The sequence below is a fragment of the Raoultibacter massiliensis genome (assembly GCF_900199545.1).
Classification (GTDB): Bacteria; Actinomycetota; Coriobacteriia; order Coriobacteriales; family Eggerthellaceae; genus Raoultibacter; species Raoultibacter massiliensis.
The window spans coordinates 690,163-706,541 of sequence record NZ_LT962670.1; the positions used below are offsets into that span (position 1 = coordinate 690,163).

Consider the following 16,379-nt stretch of genomic DNA (forward strand, 5'->3'; position numbering starts at 1 on the left):
CGCATCGGCCCGACGAACGATCAGGACGGCTGGTCGGCCTCTATGCGCTTGCGTTCGCGGCAGCCTGCTTGCCCGCAACTCTGCCGAATGTCATGCAGTCGGCGATGGCATTTCCGCCGAGGCGGTTGCTGCCGTGGATTCCACCCGTGCACTCGCCGCATGCGTACAGGTTTTTCACCGGGGCCCCCGTTGCGTCGAGCGCATGGCATTCCACGTCGATTTTGATGCCGCCCATGGTGTGGTGAACGGTCGGCACCTTTCTGCACGCATACCAGGGTCCTTCCGTCAGCTGCACGTCGGCAGTGTTGCCCGCCTTGAACCCGAATTCGTCCTCGGCTTCTCCGGCAACGACCGCATTGTAGGCATCGATGGAAGCTTGGAGCTTGGCGGCGTCCATTTTTGTCTGTTCTGCCAGGTCTTCGATGGTCTCGCCTTTGACGATGTGCCCGAGGGAGAGCATATTCTCGATCGTGGCGCCGTTTGCGTCTGGTTCGGTTTCCGAGGGGTAGCGAACTGTGTTGACGACGATCCAGTACGTTGATTCCGGTTGCGCGAAGATGGCTTCGCACAGCTTGTCGCGTTCGGCTCCCTCGTTGACAAAGCGCGAACCCTCCTTGTTGACGAAGATGCGGTTGCGGCCCGAGGTGCGGATATCCTCCATGAGCCCCGTGCCCGGTGTCCCGCAGGGGTGCAGCTGTATGTCGGATAAGCCCACGAGCTCGACGCCGGCGCCTTCTGCGAGCTCGAGGCCTTCGCCTTGCGCGCAGGGCTTGATGTTGGTGCACCCGATGGTGTCGTCGAGCTTGACGCTCGACCAGACGCCCGTGTTCACCTTTTGCCGGTATTCGACATTGGCTCCGAATCCGCCGGTTGCGATGATGACCGATTTCGCTTCGACGGTCACGGGCTTCTCGCCGCGGAAAGCGGCCTCGACGCCGACGACCGCGCCGTTCGAGTCGGTTGCGAGCTTCGTTACCTGCATCTCGTTAAGCAGGGTTATCTTGTCGGGATTCTTCTCGATATAGGAAACGAACGAGCGGATGTAGGTGTTGCCCGAAGGCGTGGCGGGGTAGTGGCTGCGCTCGCCGAGGGAACCGGTGGCCGATCCAACCTCGTCTTTGAATTCGACGCCAAGCTCCTCCATCCAATGGACGGAATCAAGGGCGTTGTCGGTGAGGTAATGGACCAGCGTCGGATCGCCGAGGTTGTGGCCGCCTTCCATCGTCGAGTTGTAAAACGTCTCGATCGAGTCTTCGATGCCTTGTTTTTCCTGACGCTCCGGATCGACCGCATTGAGCGCGCCTTCGGAAACGTTCGTCGATCCGCCGGTGATGCCGCACTTCTCCACAACGACGACCGTGGCGCCTTCCTGCGCCGCAGATATGGCCGCGGCAAGGCCGGCGCCGCCGCCTCCGACCACGCATACGTCAGCCGTGTAGGTGTCGGCGATCTCTTCTTCGGGGGCCGCTTTTCCTTCGAGGTCCTTAAGCGCGCCGGCCTGGTCGGCGCAATCCTTGACGCCTTGCAGCAGGCTCATGCTCGAAAGGGTCGCTCCGGTTACCGTGTCGCAGTTGAGCGTTTGGTATTCCATCATCTTCGAAGCGATCTCTTCAAGCGCGTAAGCGCCCACGCCGAGCGATTCCTGGCTCGTACCGGTGTCGATTGCAGTGATCGCCGTATCCGAGAACGTCACATCGATGGTGAACGGTGCGTTATGGCCGACCACGTCGGCGCTGTATGTGCCGGCGATCCAGCCGGCTGAGGCCTTCTCCTCGGGTTTGGCGGCGCATCCCGTCAAACCGAATCCCATCAAGCCCCCGTAGATGCCGAGCAGTGCGGCTCCCTGCACGAACGTTCTTCTGCTCATGCTCCCTGACATCATCTGCCTCCTTCCGCCCACTTTCCCTGTGGGCACCGTTTCTTCGCTGGACTCGCGTGATCGAGCCGCTGCGAGCTTAGGTGCCGCTGCGGTGCGCTGCTAGGCTCGAAAGGTATCCTGGCGGCGTCCAAAATGTACCTATTTGCAAACCTGCAGGTAAAACGGCTGTCTTCTGAGCAGCGATCTGGGGGATGAGCCGAAAGCGCGGTCGGCGAATGCTATAATCCCTTCTTCGGGAGGAGGTGTGCATGAGGAAGCAACCACAGCGGTCCGGTGCCGATCCCGATCTGCATACGGGGTCGTTTTCTGATTTCAAGGCGGTGTTTCTGCCTGGCCTATCCGTTGCGTTTTTCGGCATGGGCCTTATGCGGCTGTGGTACCAGTACAACTTCTACAACCTTCATTTCTCAGCCGATTACGGCCATGTGACGGTGGGCGCCAATATCGTGCGGGTCGGCGTGATCGCGCTTCTCTTGTTCCTGTCGTACAGAACGAAGTTTTCGCACGGCACGAAATCCTTGTTCGTGTGGTCGGGCTTAGTGCTCATGACCTTATCGGGCGTGTTTTACCTTGTGGATCTGTTTTTCGGAACCGTGACCTTCGAGGTTGCGCGTTTCGTGATCGGGGGGATGGGCCTTGTTGGCGGCGAGATCATCTGGGTGTTCTTTTTGCAAAGGCTCAAGCCCGGCGAAGCCTTCCTCTACGCTGCCGGCGGATTGGCGCTTTCGTGCTTGCTGTCGCTGGGAGCCGGCTACCTGAGTGCCGAAGTCGTCGGCATACTCAACCTGTTCATACCTGCCCTTTCGGTGATCGCCTACTGGCAATCGATGGCGGTTTTGGATAAGAGGGGCGATCCGGCGGCGGAGCAGTGCGATACGGCTTACAGCGATCGTTATCGCCCCTACGTCGTTCAGCTCGTCATCGCCTTTCTCCTGTATGCGCTTTTGCTCGGGCTTGCGCTCGGCTACCCCGATGGTCGGATCAGGGAGCTGTCTCAAACGGTGCGCTCCATCCATCAGCTTCTCGTGATAGCCTGCATTGCCTTTGCTGTTTGGTGGGTGCTCGTGCGGGGGAGGGGCTTCAGCTTGTCGGCGTATTGGGGTTTTGAAAACGCCCTCATGATAGCCTGCATAGGTTTTTTGATGAGCGGCTGGCCGGGATCCGAAGAGGTGGGGACGTTCTTCGCTACCAATGCGATAACCTGCTTCTACATTCCGCTCGTTTTCTTCATTTCCCTCATAGGAAGGCATTCGCGCAAGGAGACCGCTTTGATATATGGGTTCGTGTACGGCGGCGCGCTGCTGGCGATGAGCATCGGGCGGATCATCGTATACATGGTGGGCCCGACGCTCGATCATGCGCTCTGGTTGCTTATCTGCATGGCCTTTGTGGTTTTGATCGAGATGGTCCTGGTGCTTCGCCCCCAGCCGCAAATTCGGCAGCCGCTGGCTTACGAGCTTAAAGCGCTTCCCGACGCCTTGCCCCCGATAACCGTCAACCTTGAAGAGGAGAACGACCCCTTCGAGCTGTTCGGCAGCTCGTTCGGCCTCAGCGCAGTCGAAGTGGATATCGTGCGGCTGATCGCCCAGGGCAGAAGCCGAGGCGTTATCGCCAAGCAGCTGAGCTACTCCGAAAACACCGTGCGCAACTACACGCGCAACATCTATCGAAAGGTTGGCGTTCATTCGAAGCAGGACCTGCTCGATGCGATCGACGGATTTGGCGGCTAGGGCGGCGCAGCGGGACGGCTGAGCCGGCCAAGGCGGTTAAGCGGCCTAGGCGTATGAGGCGGCGAGTGACCGATGCGGCGCTCGGCCGGGACGGCGGCAGACCCGCGCGGCGCCAGTTGTTTTGCGGGTCGCATCAGGGCGTATCAGCCGATCTGCCTGCTTGCTTGCGGTACCGCATTGTCGCGCAAATTGCGGGCTGATGGATGTGCTGTATCTGCAAAAAGGAGAGGTCTCTATCGAAGAACTGCCTATGACCTGCGATTAGCATGAAGTTATAAATTTTCTTTCCGTCCAATGGTGTGTCGTTTTCTCATGTATGTGCAATATGTTATTTTGTAACAAATTACATAGCAAATAAGGACGCGACATACATGAAGAAAACTATGGAAAGATACGGCACGAAGACGGCGCCGCGGCGTGCGCTGGCGATTTTTCTGGCGTTTGCGCTGGCTTTTTCCTTCACGGGAATCACAGGCGCAGGCGGAATGGTCGCCACAGCCGAGGCGACGGATTCTTCCACGGCGCCCGGTGCGTCGAAAGCGGACGAAGCCCGGCCTTTCGAGTCGAATGCGGAAGATGCTGAATCCGAATTAGGGGGCGGCGAAAATCCGGATGCGCCGAGCGAAGCGGGGCAGGGTGCGGCAGAAGGGGGCGACCTGGAAGACGCCGACGGTTCTGCTGGAGACGAAAACCCCGCCGCAGGTTCGGATGAACCCTCTGTCGGCGAGCTGCCGTCTTTCGATGCGCCCGCCCGGGGCGACGAGGGGATTTCGTCCCAATCTCTCGATGACGAGGGCGAAGGTGACGAGATCTCCCTGCTCTCGACGCTCGAGGCGAACGACTTCGCATCGTTGAGAGCGGCGATCTCCAGCGCTTCGTCGGGTGAAACGGTTTCACTCAAGGCCGATATTCTCGTTACGGCTCAAATAAACCTGGGCTCGACGGCAAAGAGCATCACGATCGACGGTTCGAACCCGGACGGTGACGACTACAAGCTTATCCGCGACTCCGGTTATGCGGGCTACTTGATTCGCGTCGACAACGGCAACGGCCTGACGCTTTCCAATGTGACTATGGACGGGCAGGGCATTTCGGGCGCGCGGGCGCACGTCTATCTGACGAACGGCAGCCTTGTGCTCGGCTCCGGCTCGGTTTTGGAGAACGGCCGATCGGTTGGCCACGGCGGTGCGGTGAACGCGATAGGCGGGAGCGTTACGGTGCAGGGCGGGGCGGTGGTTCGAAACAACACCGCCGTTTCGAGCGGTGGCGGCATCTATGCGAACGGCGGAACCGTGTCGTTGGAGCCGGGCTCTCTTGTAACCGGCAACAGTACGAACGGCGATGGCGGCGGCATCAACGTTTACAACGCGACAGGGGCCTCGTCGGTAGGGTTTTCAATGGCGGCGGGCGCAACGGTGAGCGGCAACCGCGCAAACAACGGCGGCGGTGTGGTCGTGCGCTTGATGAGGTCCGATGATTTCGCGACGGTCGACGGCACGATTTCGGGCAACAGCGCGGCGAACCACGGCGGCGGGCTTTACCTGAACCCCCGCAATGCCCAGGCGCAATCGCTCAGCCTTGCCGGTACGGTTCTTGAGGGAAATTCTGCCGACGGTGCCGGAGGCGGCCTCTATGTCGCCAGCAGCAAGCCGGTTGATTCCCTTGCGCTTACGGGCGTTGCTGCCTCGTCCAACACGGCCAAAACGGGCGGCGGCATGTTCCTGTACCACCGGGACGCTCCGCAAACCTACGATCTCACGGTGGTCGGCTCGCAATTCTCGAATAACACCGCTACCGATAACGGCGGCGGCCTCTATGCGGCATCGGATGGCGCTTTGGACATGACCGTTCTCGGTACGACTGTCAACGACAACAGCTCGGGCAGCCAGGGCGGCGGCCTATGGGCCATCGGCCGTGCGTACTCGGCGAGTTCTTTGAGTATCGGCGACAACTCCGTGGTATCCGGGAACGAATCCGCAAACGGGGGAGGCGTGTACTACCGCACGTTGTTCGCCGCCTCCACGTTCACGCTGTCGGGTGGATCGAGAGTCGAGGGCAATACGGCGAGTGCATCGGGCGGCGGCATCCTGCTGCAGGGTTCGAGCGCGTTTACCGCTGAGGCGGGCAGCCTTGTGCAGGGAAACAAGGCCATCAACGGCGGTGGCGTGTTCGCTTCCGGCTCATCGGTCGATGTCGCCGGTTCGGTGATCGGCAACGAGGCCTCGAGCAGGGGCGGCGGCGTTCTTGTAACCAACGAGGGCTCGCTTTCGGTGCGGAGCGATTCGCTCGTTGAGCGCAACGTCGCCTCGGATGGCGGCGGCGTCGCCGTCGTCGGGTACGCGCAGGGCGCGATTGCCGGCACGATCGAGAACAACAAAGCAAGCCAGTACGGCGGCGGCGTGTACGTGTCTAACGCGACGTACGACGTCAATGCAGGCTCGATCGCGGGCAACTCGTCGGAGACGGGCCTCGGGCACGATCTGTGGGTCGCCCCCGCGTCGGCTGCGGGCAGCGCAGCCGACGGCGGCATCGCCAACCTGCGTGTAGGCGATGCGGCGTTTACCGACAGCGCGGATCGCGACAAGGTGCTCATCGGGGCAGGCACGTCGGGTTCGATCAACTTCCTCGAGAGCTTTGCCATGAAGAATCATCTGCTGCTGCAGAACGCGGGTGCCGATCGATCGACGGCGTCGGTGGCGCTTGGCAAAACGTTGACGCTATCGGGCAAGCTGACGCTCGGGGTTGGCGACGGCATGATGTCGCATCGTTTGACGATCGATCCCGATGGCGGATCGGTGCTGTACAAAAACGATGCCGAAGCCGAAGGCGTTGACGTTTTGACCGGCGAAGTCGTTGCGGATATGTATGCGATGCCTCGAAACGCTGCATCGGTCTACCTCCAATGGCCCGAGGCCGGTCCCGATCGCGTCGGCGAGTCGTTCAGGGGCTGGAACGACGATGGCACGATGCTTCCCAACCGCGGCGTCGGCTCCATCGAGGTTTCAGGCGATACGACGGCAACGGCGCTCTGGGGCGAGTTCTCCGTTCGGTACTTCGACGAGGACGGTGCGACGCCGATCACGGGCATCGAGCCGACATCGTATGCGTTCGGAGCCGAAGAGACGGCGTTGCCCGCGCCGACGAAGGACGGGTATGCGTTCGTCGGGTGGTACGAAAGCGCCGATCATTCGGGAAGCCCGGTGACGTCGTTCTCGAACGCCGATCAGGAAGATAAGGCGTACTTCGCCAAATGGAAGGAGATGCCCATCCCGCCCGGTCCCAACCCCGACCCCGATCCCGGCCCGGAGCCCGACCCCGATCCGGCGCCCGTGCCCGATCCGTCTTCGGATACGGGAGGTACGCGGTTGCCGGGGCCTGCCGCATCAGGCAAGGGCATGGCGGCTACGGGGGATTCGCCTCTCGCGCTTGTCGGCCTCGGTGCGTTGGCCCTTCTCGCAGGCACTGCGCTTCTCTTCGTGAAACGCCGCAACGGCTAGCGGTGCGAACGCATCAAGCGTAGCGGACTGTCAAACGCCGGACCCTCGGGTCCGGCGTTTTTGCGTCTGAACCGAGAATAAAGGGTTTTCCCCTAGTTTTGACTCGTGCAAACTCCCATGACGTAACGTCGCCGCCGTATCCCCTGCCGAATGTGTGTATATTTCGTGATGGGAGACGACGAAAGGAGAGGATATATGAGAAAACGCAACAAACTCGCCCTCTGGTTGAGCTCGATGTGCGCTATCGCGTTGTTCATGGGCCTGGTAGCCTGTGCTCCGCAGGCAGACAACTCGGCCGATCAGAACAAGGGCACCGACGAGCAGAAAGAGGAGCCGAAACAGGTTGAGACCCCCACGCCAGACGAGTTCGGGGTCGTAACCGCCGAGATGTGGAAAGGCATCTATCCCAACGAGTACGCAACGTACATGGAAAACGAAGCGAACTCGCCCGATTCCGGCAAGCACAACTACCTCGAGCTGTACCCTGCGCTCAACACGATGTACAAAGGGTACGCCTTCGCCTTGGGCTATGACGAGGCTTCGAGCCACCTGTATTCGCTCGAGAGCGTGAAGAACTCGCCGAGAACCATCGAGAAGGAGCAGCTCGCCAACTGCATTAGCTGCAAGACCCCGCAGTTCACCAATATGGTGAACACCGAAGGCGAGCAGGTGTACACCGAGAAGTTCAACGATCTCATCAACGAGTTCACCGAACCGATCAGCTGCGCCAACTGTCATGCGAACGATCCCCAATCGCTTACCGTGGGCAACCAGTTCTTCGTGAGGGCCATAGGCGACGATGCCAAGAACGTTCCCATGGAGGCTCAGGTTTGCGGGCAGTGCCACAACGAGTACTACTTCAACCCCGAGACCAAGGCGACTACCAATCCGTATACGGGCACCGATGCGATGACTCCCGATGCCATCCTCGCGTATTACGACGAGCTGGGCTTCAAGGATTGGGAACATCCGGACACGGGTGCTGCGATGATCAAGGTGCAGCATCCCGAGTTCGAGACGATCTACGGCGGCAAGCAGACTCAGATGGCGAAGAACGGCTACAGCTGCTCCGATTGCCATATGGGCACTACCACTTCCGATGACGGCACCGAGTTCGTATCGCACAGCTGGACGAGTCCGCTCGAGAACGAGGAGCTGTTGAACGGCGACTGCAAGAACTGCCATGCCGACCTGAAGAAGCAGGTTGCCGATTGGCAGGCCGAGGAGGAAGAGCGTGTAACGGCTATCAGCGAGAAGATCGAGGACATGATCAACAAGATCGCCGAGCAGAAAAACGCCGGTACGCTTTCCGACGATCAGCTGGCAGAGCTCCAGAAGCTCCATCGGACGGCGCAATTTTATTGGGATTTCGTGATGGTTGAAAATAGCGAGGGAGCCCACAATCCCGACCTGACCTTCGAAACGCTCGATAAGGCCGAGGCTGCCGTCGACGAAGCGCTGGCCATGCTGTAAACCATGCATCTTTGAGTCTCTCCTAATGGGAGGGAGGTCCAACGGGCCTCCCTCCCGCGCAATTACCCCGCCAAGATTGGATATTTTTGCCGTTTCACTCGAAAAAGTGGGGCGTTTCGGGCTAATTCCCCCTAAATGGGTGATAGGTTTTTAAGGTCTTGTCGGATACCATTCCTGTGGTAAAGTGCTTTTGTTTCGTATTGCGGTGCGTTTTGCTGCAATGCCGCGAGGGGCACGACAATGTAAGCGAGAGAAAATGTAGAAAGGGGGTAAAGAAGAGATGAGCGAAGAAGAATCCAAAGTGGAAGCCGCCACTGAAGAAGAAACCGTAGCGACTCCGGAGGCCGCTCCGAAGAAGAAAAAGAAGAAGTGGCCTATCGTTGTTGGCGTTGTTGTGGTAGTTCTCATAGCAGCTGGTGCCGGCTTCTGGGTTTGGCACGAACAGCCTAGCTTCTGCAGCGCCATTTGCCATACTCCGATGGACCCGTACGTCGAAGGCTTCGAGCAGGAGCCGGGTACCGCCGGTGTCGATAAGTACGGCAACGAGGTGTCTAACACCAACGCCATGATGGCGGTTGCTCACAAGATCTCGAAGGACGAAGGCGGAGCAGGCACCGATTGCCTCGGTTGCCACGTTCCGACGCTCGGCGAGCAGATCTCCGAGGGCATGAACTGGATCTCGGGTAACTATCAGTATCCGCTCTACGAGCGCACTGATGAAGATCTGGTCGAGGCTCGCGGTCTTGAGGCCGACGAGTTCTGCCTCAACGAGGGCTGCCACAACCTGACTCGTCAGGATCTGATTGCGGCTACGGCTGACATGGAGCGTAACCCGCACGTTGCTCAGCACGGCGAGATCGCCTGCACCGAATGCCACAAGGCACATCGTGCATCGGTGAACTACTGCTCGCAGTGCCACAGCGATGCCGAGATTCCGGACGGCTGGCTGACGACTGCTCAGGCCAACAAGCTTGAGGGCGTAGCGTAGTTTACGAGAATTTAGCCGCCGCTCGGTTTTCGGGCGACGGGCTGTGAGCCGAAAGGCAAACGGCGAAGACAATTGCATATGCAAGAGGGAGCCCGCCAAGCGCATCTCGCGATGCCTTGACGGGCTCTTTTCAAGAGCTGGGAAGCTCGATGGAATACTAAGACGTTCTGTGCAATACGCTCGAAAGGGCAAACTCGCAGAATCATTCGGTAAATACTCTGTTTTCCTCGCGCGTCGCGCTTCCCAGAGTAAAAAGGTGTTAGACAATTGACGAGGTTATTCGAGGAGGCGAACGTGAACGCGAAAACGAAAAAGCGTATGGTTGTAGTAACCGGTGTAATCGTCATCGTGTTGATCGTCGTACTGGCCCTTGTGGGCGGTTCGACGGCGGCGAAGTCGATTTCCGTAGCGCAGGCTGCCGATGGCAGTCATGCTAACGAACGTGTGCAGGTTTCCGGCAATGTGGTGGAGAATTCCTTCGAGACGACCGGGAACATGTTGACGTTTGCTATTTACGATCCGGAAGGCGATTCGTCCGTCCAACTGCCTGTGAGCTTCGAGGGCGGCGTGGCGGCAACGTTCGGAAACGACGTGACGGCTATATGCACCGGCAAGATCGATGAAAACGGCGTACTGCAAGCAACCGAACTGGTGACGAAGTGCCCGTCGAAGTACGAAAACGCATCCGATGCTTTGAGCGTTGCGAGCCTGCTCGACTATGGCGAGAGCGTGTACGACAAGCCGGTCAAAGTTGCCGGTACGGTGAAGGCGGGAAGCCTCAAGGCCGCAGGCCAGGGCGATCGCTTCATCCTTGTCGACGCATCCGACGGCACCGAGATGGCGGTCCTGTTCGACGGGGCCCTGTCCGACGAGATCGCGGATGGGTCATCCCTCGTGCTGACCGGCTCGCTCAATTCCGATTCGAAGTTTAGCGCGACCGACGTTGCGCTGGAAGGATAATACATGTCGACATACGGTTTGATCGGCCTGCTTATCGCCTTTGCTGGCGTAGCAGTATCCATTGTGTGCCTGCTCGTCGGGCATCTGATGGGCCGCAAGCGCACGAGCGGGTTCGTCGAGACGCTTACTTGGGGAGGATACATCGCCTCTATCCTTTCCGCGGTGGCGCTCACGTTCTGCTGTGCTCTGCTCGTGTTCTGTTTCATGACGGGCGATACCTCCATCCAATACGTCGTTCAGAACCACAGCGACGCCTCGGGCACGCTCGGGTGGCTTTACAAGCTTTCCGGCCTGTGGGGCGGCCGCCAAGGTTCGCTTCTGTTCTGGGCATGGCTGATCTCGGTGTTCAACGCCGTTGTGGCTATTCGCTCTATGAAGAAGATGGATAAGCTCGACAACATGGCGCTGCTCGTCTCCCAGATCGTGCTGGCGGCCTTTGCGGGCGTGCTGCTGTTCTCCGAGTCGAACATGCCCTTTACGGCTATGCCTGCGATGTACTTCGACTCCACAGGCGCGCTTACCAACGGCGCTCAGATCTGGGGCATGAACGCGCTTCTCGAGCACTGGGCCATGGCTATTCATCCGCCTACGCTGTTTATCGGCTACGCGGGTCTCACGATCCCGTTCGCGTACGCCATCGCGGCGCTCATCGTGAACGATCCCTCGAAGGCGTGGGTCGAGCGCAGCTCCCGTTACGCCATCTTCTCGTGGCTGTTCCTCGGCATCGGCATCGGCCTCGGAGCCGTGTGGGCCTATGTCGTGCTCGGTTGGGGCGGCTACTGGGGCTGGGATCCGGTCGAGAACGCGAGCTTGCTCTCATGGCTCGTCGGCGTCGCCCTCATCCACAGCTTCACGGTGTACCGCCAGCGCGGCGCGTTCAAGCGCTGGAGCGTGATGTGCGCCTGCATCACGTTCGCATTCGTCATCGTGGGCACGTTCATCACCCGCTCGGGCCTCGTGCAGTCGGTTCATGCGTTCGAGGGCGATAGCGTCTCGCTCGTGCTGTTCCTGGCTCTCATCGTCTTGTCGGTGGTGGCCGGCATCATCGGGCTCGTTATCCGCTGGAAAAGCTTCGGCCCCTCGAAGGGCGGCGAGGATTCCATCGAGAACATGATGTCCAAAGACGCCGCATACTACTTCAACAACGTCATCATGGTCGTGTTCGCGTTCCTGCTCGCGTACCTGACTATCTCCTCGGCGCTGCCTTCGTGGCTGCCGTTCGGCGGCCAGGCGCTTTCGGCGGGCACCTACAACACGATCGCCCGTCCTCTCGGCATCATCTACTGCATGATCCTCGCCGTCTGCCCGCTGCTCTCGTGGGGCAAGACCGAGGGCAAGCAGTTCTGGAAGCGCGCCCGCGTTCCCGGTATCTGCGCGCTCGTGCTGTTCGTCATTCTCATGGCGTACTTCCTCATGTACCTGCTTCCGAGCTACGATGCCATGGTGGCGGCGGGTGGAAGCACCGCGGCGAGCGTGACCGATTACGGCCCGTCGTGGTACTACAACGGGATGGCCGTTGTCGGCTTTATCGTGGCGAGCCTTCTGTTCTTCAATTCGCTCTTCATGTTGGGTCGCGGTCTGCGGGCTTACAAGAAAAAGCACGGCAAGAACGTGTTCGCCTCGCTGTTCGGCATGTTCAAAGACCATGCGGCCACCTATGGCGGGTTCGTCGCCCATATATCGATGGCCATCATCCTCGCGGGCCTCATCGGATCGTTGATGTTCGTGAACGGNGGTCGAGTACCTGGAGTACGATCCCGAAACCGGCGGCACCAACGACGAGTTCGTCATCCAGGATTTCACGCTCAAATACACCGGCAACTCCATCGATGAGCTCGAGAACGGTACCGATATCCTTTATACGCTCGAGTTCGATGTGTACAAGGGCGAGGAGTTCGTGGGCCATGTGGCCCCGTCGGTCCAGCTTGTTTCGACCACTCAGCAGCAGAAGCTGCTCGCGAGCGTCATCGGGTTTCCGACCGAGGATCTTTTCGTCGTGTACCGCGGCGTGAACACCGACGGCGATTTCGCGCTCGACGTGCGCGTGAACCCGTGCATCTCGCTTGTGTGGGTCGGTTTCGGCCTCATGATGGTCGGCATCCTCATCGCGCTTATCGGCAAGCGCAAGCCCGTCAAGAAGGGCAAGCCCGGCGAGATCGATCCCGGTGACGGGAACGGATCCTCGGGAGGCGTGGTCGCCGTTTTGGAATCGGTCGAAGTAACGCAAGGGGCCGATGGCTCGGTAACCGTCGTATCCGAAGAGGTCGTCGTAACCGAAGACGCCTCAGATGCGGATGCCGAACCCTCTGGAAAAGAGGCGTAGGCACCGTGGGCGACGCTGCCATAACAACCTCGAAGCTCTCGAAGGTCTTCGGGAACCGTCGGGCGGTCGATAATGTGACCTTCGACCTTCCGCAGGGCGCGTTCCTCTCGATCTTCGGGCCGAACGGGGCGGGCAAGACTACGCTTCTTCGCGTGCTCTCCACGCTGTCCCGTGCGACGTCGGGCAGTGCGACGCTCATGGGAATCGATATCAAGGAGGAGCCCGATAAGGTGCGCGACCATATCGGGCTCATATCCCATAACTCCATGCTCTACATGGATCTGACCGCCGAGGAGAACCTGCTGTTCGCAGCGAACCTCTACGGGGTGGAAAACCCCAAGGAGCGCGTGCTCGAACTGCTCGATGCCGTCGAGCTCAAGCATCGGCGCCTCGATACGGTGAGAACCTTCTCGCGCGGTATGACCCAGCGGCTTTCCATCGCGCGCGCCCTCATCCACGATCCAGACGTCGTGTTCCTCGACGAACCGTATTCGGGTCTCGATCCGCATGCAGTCGAAATATTCGACGGCCTGATCGAGCAGGTGCGCGAAGGTCGCACTTTCGTCATGGTGAGCCATGATTTGCAGAAAGGGTTTTCCATGTGCACCCACGCACTCGTTTTGGCGAAGGGCCGCATCGTCGCGTTCGACGAGAAGGAGAACCTCGATTTCGAGGAGTTCTCTCGGATATATCGCGCGACCGTCGGCATGGGGGTGGCTTGACATGGGCGTTTCCGTTACGCGTCCTTCGACGTTCTCTCAATACAAGACCCTGCTGATGAAGGATCTCAAGCAGGAGTTCCGCACCAAGGAGATGCTCACCTCCATGGGTATCTACGCATTGCTGGTGCTCGTGGTTTACGGAGCTGCGCTTGCGCAGACGGCTCAGGTCTTCGATATCCTGCAAATGAGCGGCGGTCTGCTGTGGGCGCTCATCGTGTTCACGTCGCTTCTGGGTTTGAACCGTTCGTTCACGGCGGAAAAAGAGCAAGGGTGCCTTGAGGGAATCCTGCTTGTGCCGCTTGACCGCTCGGTGGTCTTTCTGGCTAAGGCCACGTCGAATCTTTTGTTCCTGCTGGTCGTCGAGATCATCACGGTGCCGTTGTTCTACTTTTTCTTTCTCACCTCCACAACGCCCTCGGACAGTTTCTGGCTCATAATCGTGCCCCTTTTCGTGGGGACGATCGGCGTTGCGGGCATCGGCACGTTGCTCTCTACGATCACCATCAACACGCGCGGGAAAGACGTGATGCTCGCCGTGCTGTTCATCCCGCTCATCTTTCCGCTGCTCTACGCCTGCGTTTCGGCAACGACCGCGGTCATCGTCGGCGGGGAAACGTACATGGACACGTTCACGATGTCGCTTGCGCTGGCGGGCGGCTACGATGTGATCATGGTTTTGCTGAGCTGGGTTCTCTACGATTTCGTCATCAGCGTTTAGGGGTACAATGGCGGGAAATCCGCTTGTCTACGGGGTGGAAGTAAGACGCGGCTTGCCTGCCGCGTAAAGGAGAAAAGGAGTGTTATGGCCGAAAAAGCTAAAAGGGCTGTCAAACTGCCCGAGTCTGGCCAATGGCCCGATCGGGTCGCACCGATCGCACTCGGTGTGGGCGGGCTGCTTCTCGTTATCGGGTTCCTGATGGCGTTTCTGTACGCTTCGCCGGTGAACGGCGCGGCGGTCAGCGAGCCTGTGCTGGTTGGCGATCAGATGGTGACCAACGTCCAGCTGCTTTCGCAGAAGATATTCTACTTCCATATGCCGGTCGCGCTCGTTTCGTTCGTGGCTTTGGCGTTTGCCGGATACTATGGCGTCCGCTTCCTCATGACCAAAGAACAGCGCTTCGATACCTGCACGTCGATCTGCATGGAGATAGCGCTTCTGTTCGTCGTCTGCACCATGATCACGGGCGAGATGTGGACCCGCTTCGAGTGGGGGCTTTGGTGGACATGGGATCCGCGCCTGACCACCTACCTCATCCTCATGATCATCGTGATCGCGTACTTCATCCTGCGCAACGCCATCGACGATCCCGAGCGCCGGGCGACCTACGCTTCGGTCATCGCCATCATCGCGCTTGTCGATGTGCCGATCTGCTACATGGTGACGCGCGTTATCCCGTCGAGCATCCACCCGGTGGTTTTGCGCGAAGGCGGCATGACGGGCGATATGGGCATGACGGTCGGTGTCGTGATGCTCGGTATGGTATTGCTCGGCTTCGCCTTGTACCGCATGCGCTTTCGCCAGGTGAGGCTCACGCAGCGCGTCGAAGCCATCAAAGAGCAGCTCGAAGATTAGGGAAAGGGAAAACCAGTGAACGAAATTCTCGTTGAAATCTATAGCACCGTTATTCCGTCGGCACCGTACATCATTGCGGCGTATGCGCTGCTTCTCGTTGTTTTATTCGTGTACGCGTTCATGATCATGCGCGGTACGAAGAAGGCAGAGGCGCAGATCGCGGTCCTCGAAGAGGCTTTAGCGGAGAAGAACGCAACCAAATAATCGCTGCAGCAAGTAGTGATACAATCGACCGATGCACCCTGCCGTATGGCTCGGCATCGGTCGATTTCTTTATTTCGCAGGGGCGTCCGTCGCACGGCGGCATAGGGCCCGTCGACATTCGACAGGACGCTTGAGATCGAGGAGGAACATGAAGGCTCTCATTCCCGCCGCAGGCATGGGCACGCGCTTTCTGCCCGCAACCAAGGCGCAGCCGAAGGAAATGCTGCTGGTCGTCGATCGACCGGCTATCCAATACGTCGTCGAAGAAGGCTTGGCATCATCGGCCGACGAAGTCGTTATCATCAACAGCCGCGAGAAGCGGGCGATCGAGGATCACTTCACGCCCGCCCCTGAACTCGAAGCCGCGCTGCGCGCCAAGGGCAAGGATGCCTTCGCCGATGCGGTTGCGCATGCGGGAAACCTCAATGTGAGCTACGTGTATCAGGACGAACCTCTCGGCTTGGGCCATGCTATCCGCTGCGCGGCGGAAAAGACCGGAGACGAAGCGTTCTACGTGCTCCTGGGCGATGTCCTCGTACCCGATAACGCAATGCTTCCGCGCATGAAGGAGATATCGGACGAGCATGCGGGGGCGAGCGTGATCGCCGTCGTGCCCGTGCCCGACGACCAGGTCAGCAGGTTCGGCGTTATTGCGGGTTCCGAGGTTGCCGCGGGCGTGTGGAAGGTCGATTCGCTTGTCGAGAAGCCAGCGCTCGAAGATGCGCCGTCGAACCTTGCGGTGTTCGGGCGGTACCTTTTGAGCCCGCGCGTCATGGAGCTTCTGGCTGATGTCGAGCCCGGCGTGGGCGGCGAGATCCAGTTGACCGACGCGCTCGATGCGGTGCTGCAAGAAGAGGAGATGTACGCACTCGTTATCGATCCGGCCGATGGTTTCGATACCGGAACGGTGGAAAGCTGGCTCGAGACGAACAACATCCTGTTCAAAAGGGCGCACGGGTAGGGCGTTGCGTCTGCGCGTTCATTTTTACTCCAGGGGCCGATGCGGCGTTTCGCATCGGCCTCCGTTTTT

At 59.5% G+C, this 16,379-nt stretch carries 13 protein-coding genes; 12 read left to right on the plus strand and 1 reads right to left on the minus strand.

Going from position 1 to position 16,379, the window contains the following annotated elements; translation table 11 throughout:
- Positions 1–40: 40 nt before the first annotated feature.
- A complete protein-coding gene (locus C1719_RS02825) occupies positions 41–1,882 on the minus strand; it encodes a flavocytochrome c (RefSeq protein WP_245874289.1) in 1,842 nt (613 codons plus the stop codon).
- A 245-nt stretch (positions 1,883–2,127) separates the two neighbouring features.
- On the opposite strand from C1719_RS02825, the gene C1719_RS02830 reads away from it, so the two are divergent.
- From C1719_RS02830 to C1719_RS02880, 12 genes are all read left to right on the plus strand, one after another.
- Positions 2,128–3,609, plus strand: a complete 1,482-nt coding sequence (locus C1719_RS02830) for a helix-turn-helix transcriptional regulator (protein ID WP_102373698.1) — start codon at positions 2,128–2,130, stop codon at positions 3,607–3,609.
- Positions 3,610–3,980: 371 nt separating this feature from the next.
- Positions 3,981–7,106 carry an InlB B-repeat-containing protein gene (locus tag C1719_RS02835; RefSeq protein ID WP_102373699.1) on the plus strand — a complete coding sequence of 1,042 codons (3,126 nt, stop codon included), beginning with the start codon at positions 3,981–3,983 and terminating at the stop codon, positions 7,104–7,106.
- 195 nt (positions 7,107–7,301) lie between these two features.
- Positions 7,302–8,579: an ammonia-forming cytochrome c nitrite reductase subunit c552 gene (locus C1719_RS02840; RefSeq protein WP_102373700.1), complete on the plus strand. Its 1,278-nt coding sequence runs from the start codon at positions 7,302–7,304 to the stop codon at positions 8,577–8,579.
- A gap of 280 nt (positions 8,580–8,859) precedes the next feature.
- Positions 8,860–9,567 (plus strand): cytochrome c-type protein Cgr1, encoded by a 708-nt coding sequence (gene cgr1, locus C1719_RS02845; RefSeq protein WP_102373701.1) that lies wholly within the window; start codon positions 8,860–8,862, stop codon positions 9,565–9,567.
- Positions 9,568–9,861: 294 nt separating this feature from the next.
- Positions 9,862–10,527, plus strand: coding sequence for a cytochrome c maturation protein CcmE domain-containing protein (locus tag C1719_RS02850; RefSeq protein ID WP_102373986.1), 666 nt, complete (start codon positions 9,862–9,864; stop codon positions 10,525–10,527).
- A 204-nt stretch (positions 10,528–10,731) separates the two neighbouring features.
- Complete coding sequence (locus C1719_RS02855; RefSeq protein WP_425439802.1) at positions 10,732–12,360, plus strand: heme lyase CcmF/NrfE family subunit; 1,629 nt, start codon at positions 10,732–10,734, stop codon at positions 12,358–12,360.
- A gap of 43 nt (positions 12,361–12,403) precedes the next feature.
- On the plus strand, positions 12,404–12,850 hold the full coding sequence (locus C1719_RS15965) for a hypothetical protein (protein ID WP_245874292.1): 447 nt from the start codon (positions 12,404–12,406) through the stop codon (positions 12,848–12,850).
- A gap of 5 nt (positions 12,851–12,855) precedes the next feature.
- The gene (locus tag C1719_RS02860; protein ID WP_102373702.1) at positions 12,856–13,572 is read left to right on the plus strand and encodes an ABC transporter ATP-binding protein; all 717 of its coding nucleotides are present in this window, start codon (positions 12,856–12,858) and stop codon (positions 13,570–13,572) included.
- Position 13,573: 1 nt separating this feature from the next.
- A complete protein-coding gene (locus C1719_RS02865) occupies positions 13,574–14,290 on the plus strand; it encodes a heme exporter protein CcmB (RefSeq protein WP_102373703.1) in 717 nt (238 codons plus the stop codon).
- Between the two features lie 84 nt (positions 14,291–14,374).
- Positions 14,375–15,145: a cytochrome c biogenesis protein CcsA gene (gene ccsA / locus C1719_RS02870; RefSeq protein ID WP_102373704.1), complete on the plus strand. Its 771-nt coding sequence runs from the start codon at positions 14,375–14,377 to the stop codon at positions 15,143–15,145.
- A gap of 15 nt (positions 15,146–15,160) precedes the next feature.
- Entirely contained in the window at positions 15,161–15,349 is a 189-nt protein-coding gene (locus C1719_RS02875; RefSeq protein WP_102373705.1) for a hypothetical protein, read from the plus strand.
- 148 nt (positions 15,350–15,497) lie between these two features.
- A complete protein-coding gene (locus C1719_RS02880) occupies positions 15,498–16,310 on the plus strand; it encodes a UTP--glucose-1-phosphate uridylyltransferase (protein ID WP_102373706.1) in 813 nt (270 codons plus the stop codon).
- The last annotated feature ends 69 nt before the right edge of the window (positions 16,311–16,379 follow it).

What these genes read in the sequence shown, in the direction of transcription:
- C1719_RS02825 (WP_245874289.1), bottom strand. Translation starts at nt 1,882, where the DNA reads ATGATGTCAGGGAGCATGAGCAGAAGAACGTTCGTGCAGGGAGCCGCA.
- C1719_RS02830 (WP_102373698.1), top strand. Translation starts at nt 2,128, where the DNA reads ATGAGGAAGCAACCACAGCGGTCCGGTGCCGATCCCGATCTGCATACG.
- C1719_RS02835 (WP_102373699.1), top strand. Translation starts at nt 3,981, where the DNA reads ATGAAGAAAACTATGGAAAGATACGGCACGAAGACGGCGCCGCGGCGT.
- C1719_RS02840 (WP_102373700.1), top strand. Translation starts at nt 7,302, where the DNA reads ATGAGAAAACGCAACAAACTCGCCCTCTGGTTGAGCTCGATGTGCGCT.
- cgr1 (WP_102373701.1), top strand. Translation starts at nt 8,860, where the DNA reads ATGAGCGAAGAAGAATCCAAAGTGGAAGCCGCCACTGAAGAAGAAACC.
- C1719_RS02865 (WP_102373703.1), top strand. Translation starts at nt 13,574, where the DNA reads ATGGGCGTTTCCGTTACGCGTCCTTCGACGTTCTCTCAATACAAGACC.
- ccsA (WP_102373704.1), top strand. Translation starts at nt 14,375, where the DNA reads ATGGCCGAAAAAGCTAAAAGGGCTGTCAAACTGCCCGAGTCTGGCCAA.
- C1719_RS02880 (WP_102373706.1), top strand. Translation starts at nt 15,498, where the DNA reads ATGAAGGCTCTCATTCCCGCCGCAGGCATGGGCACGCGCTTTCTGCCC.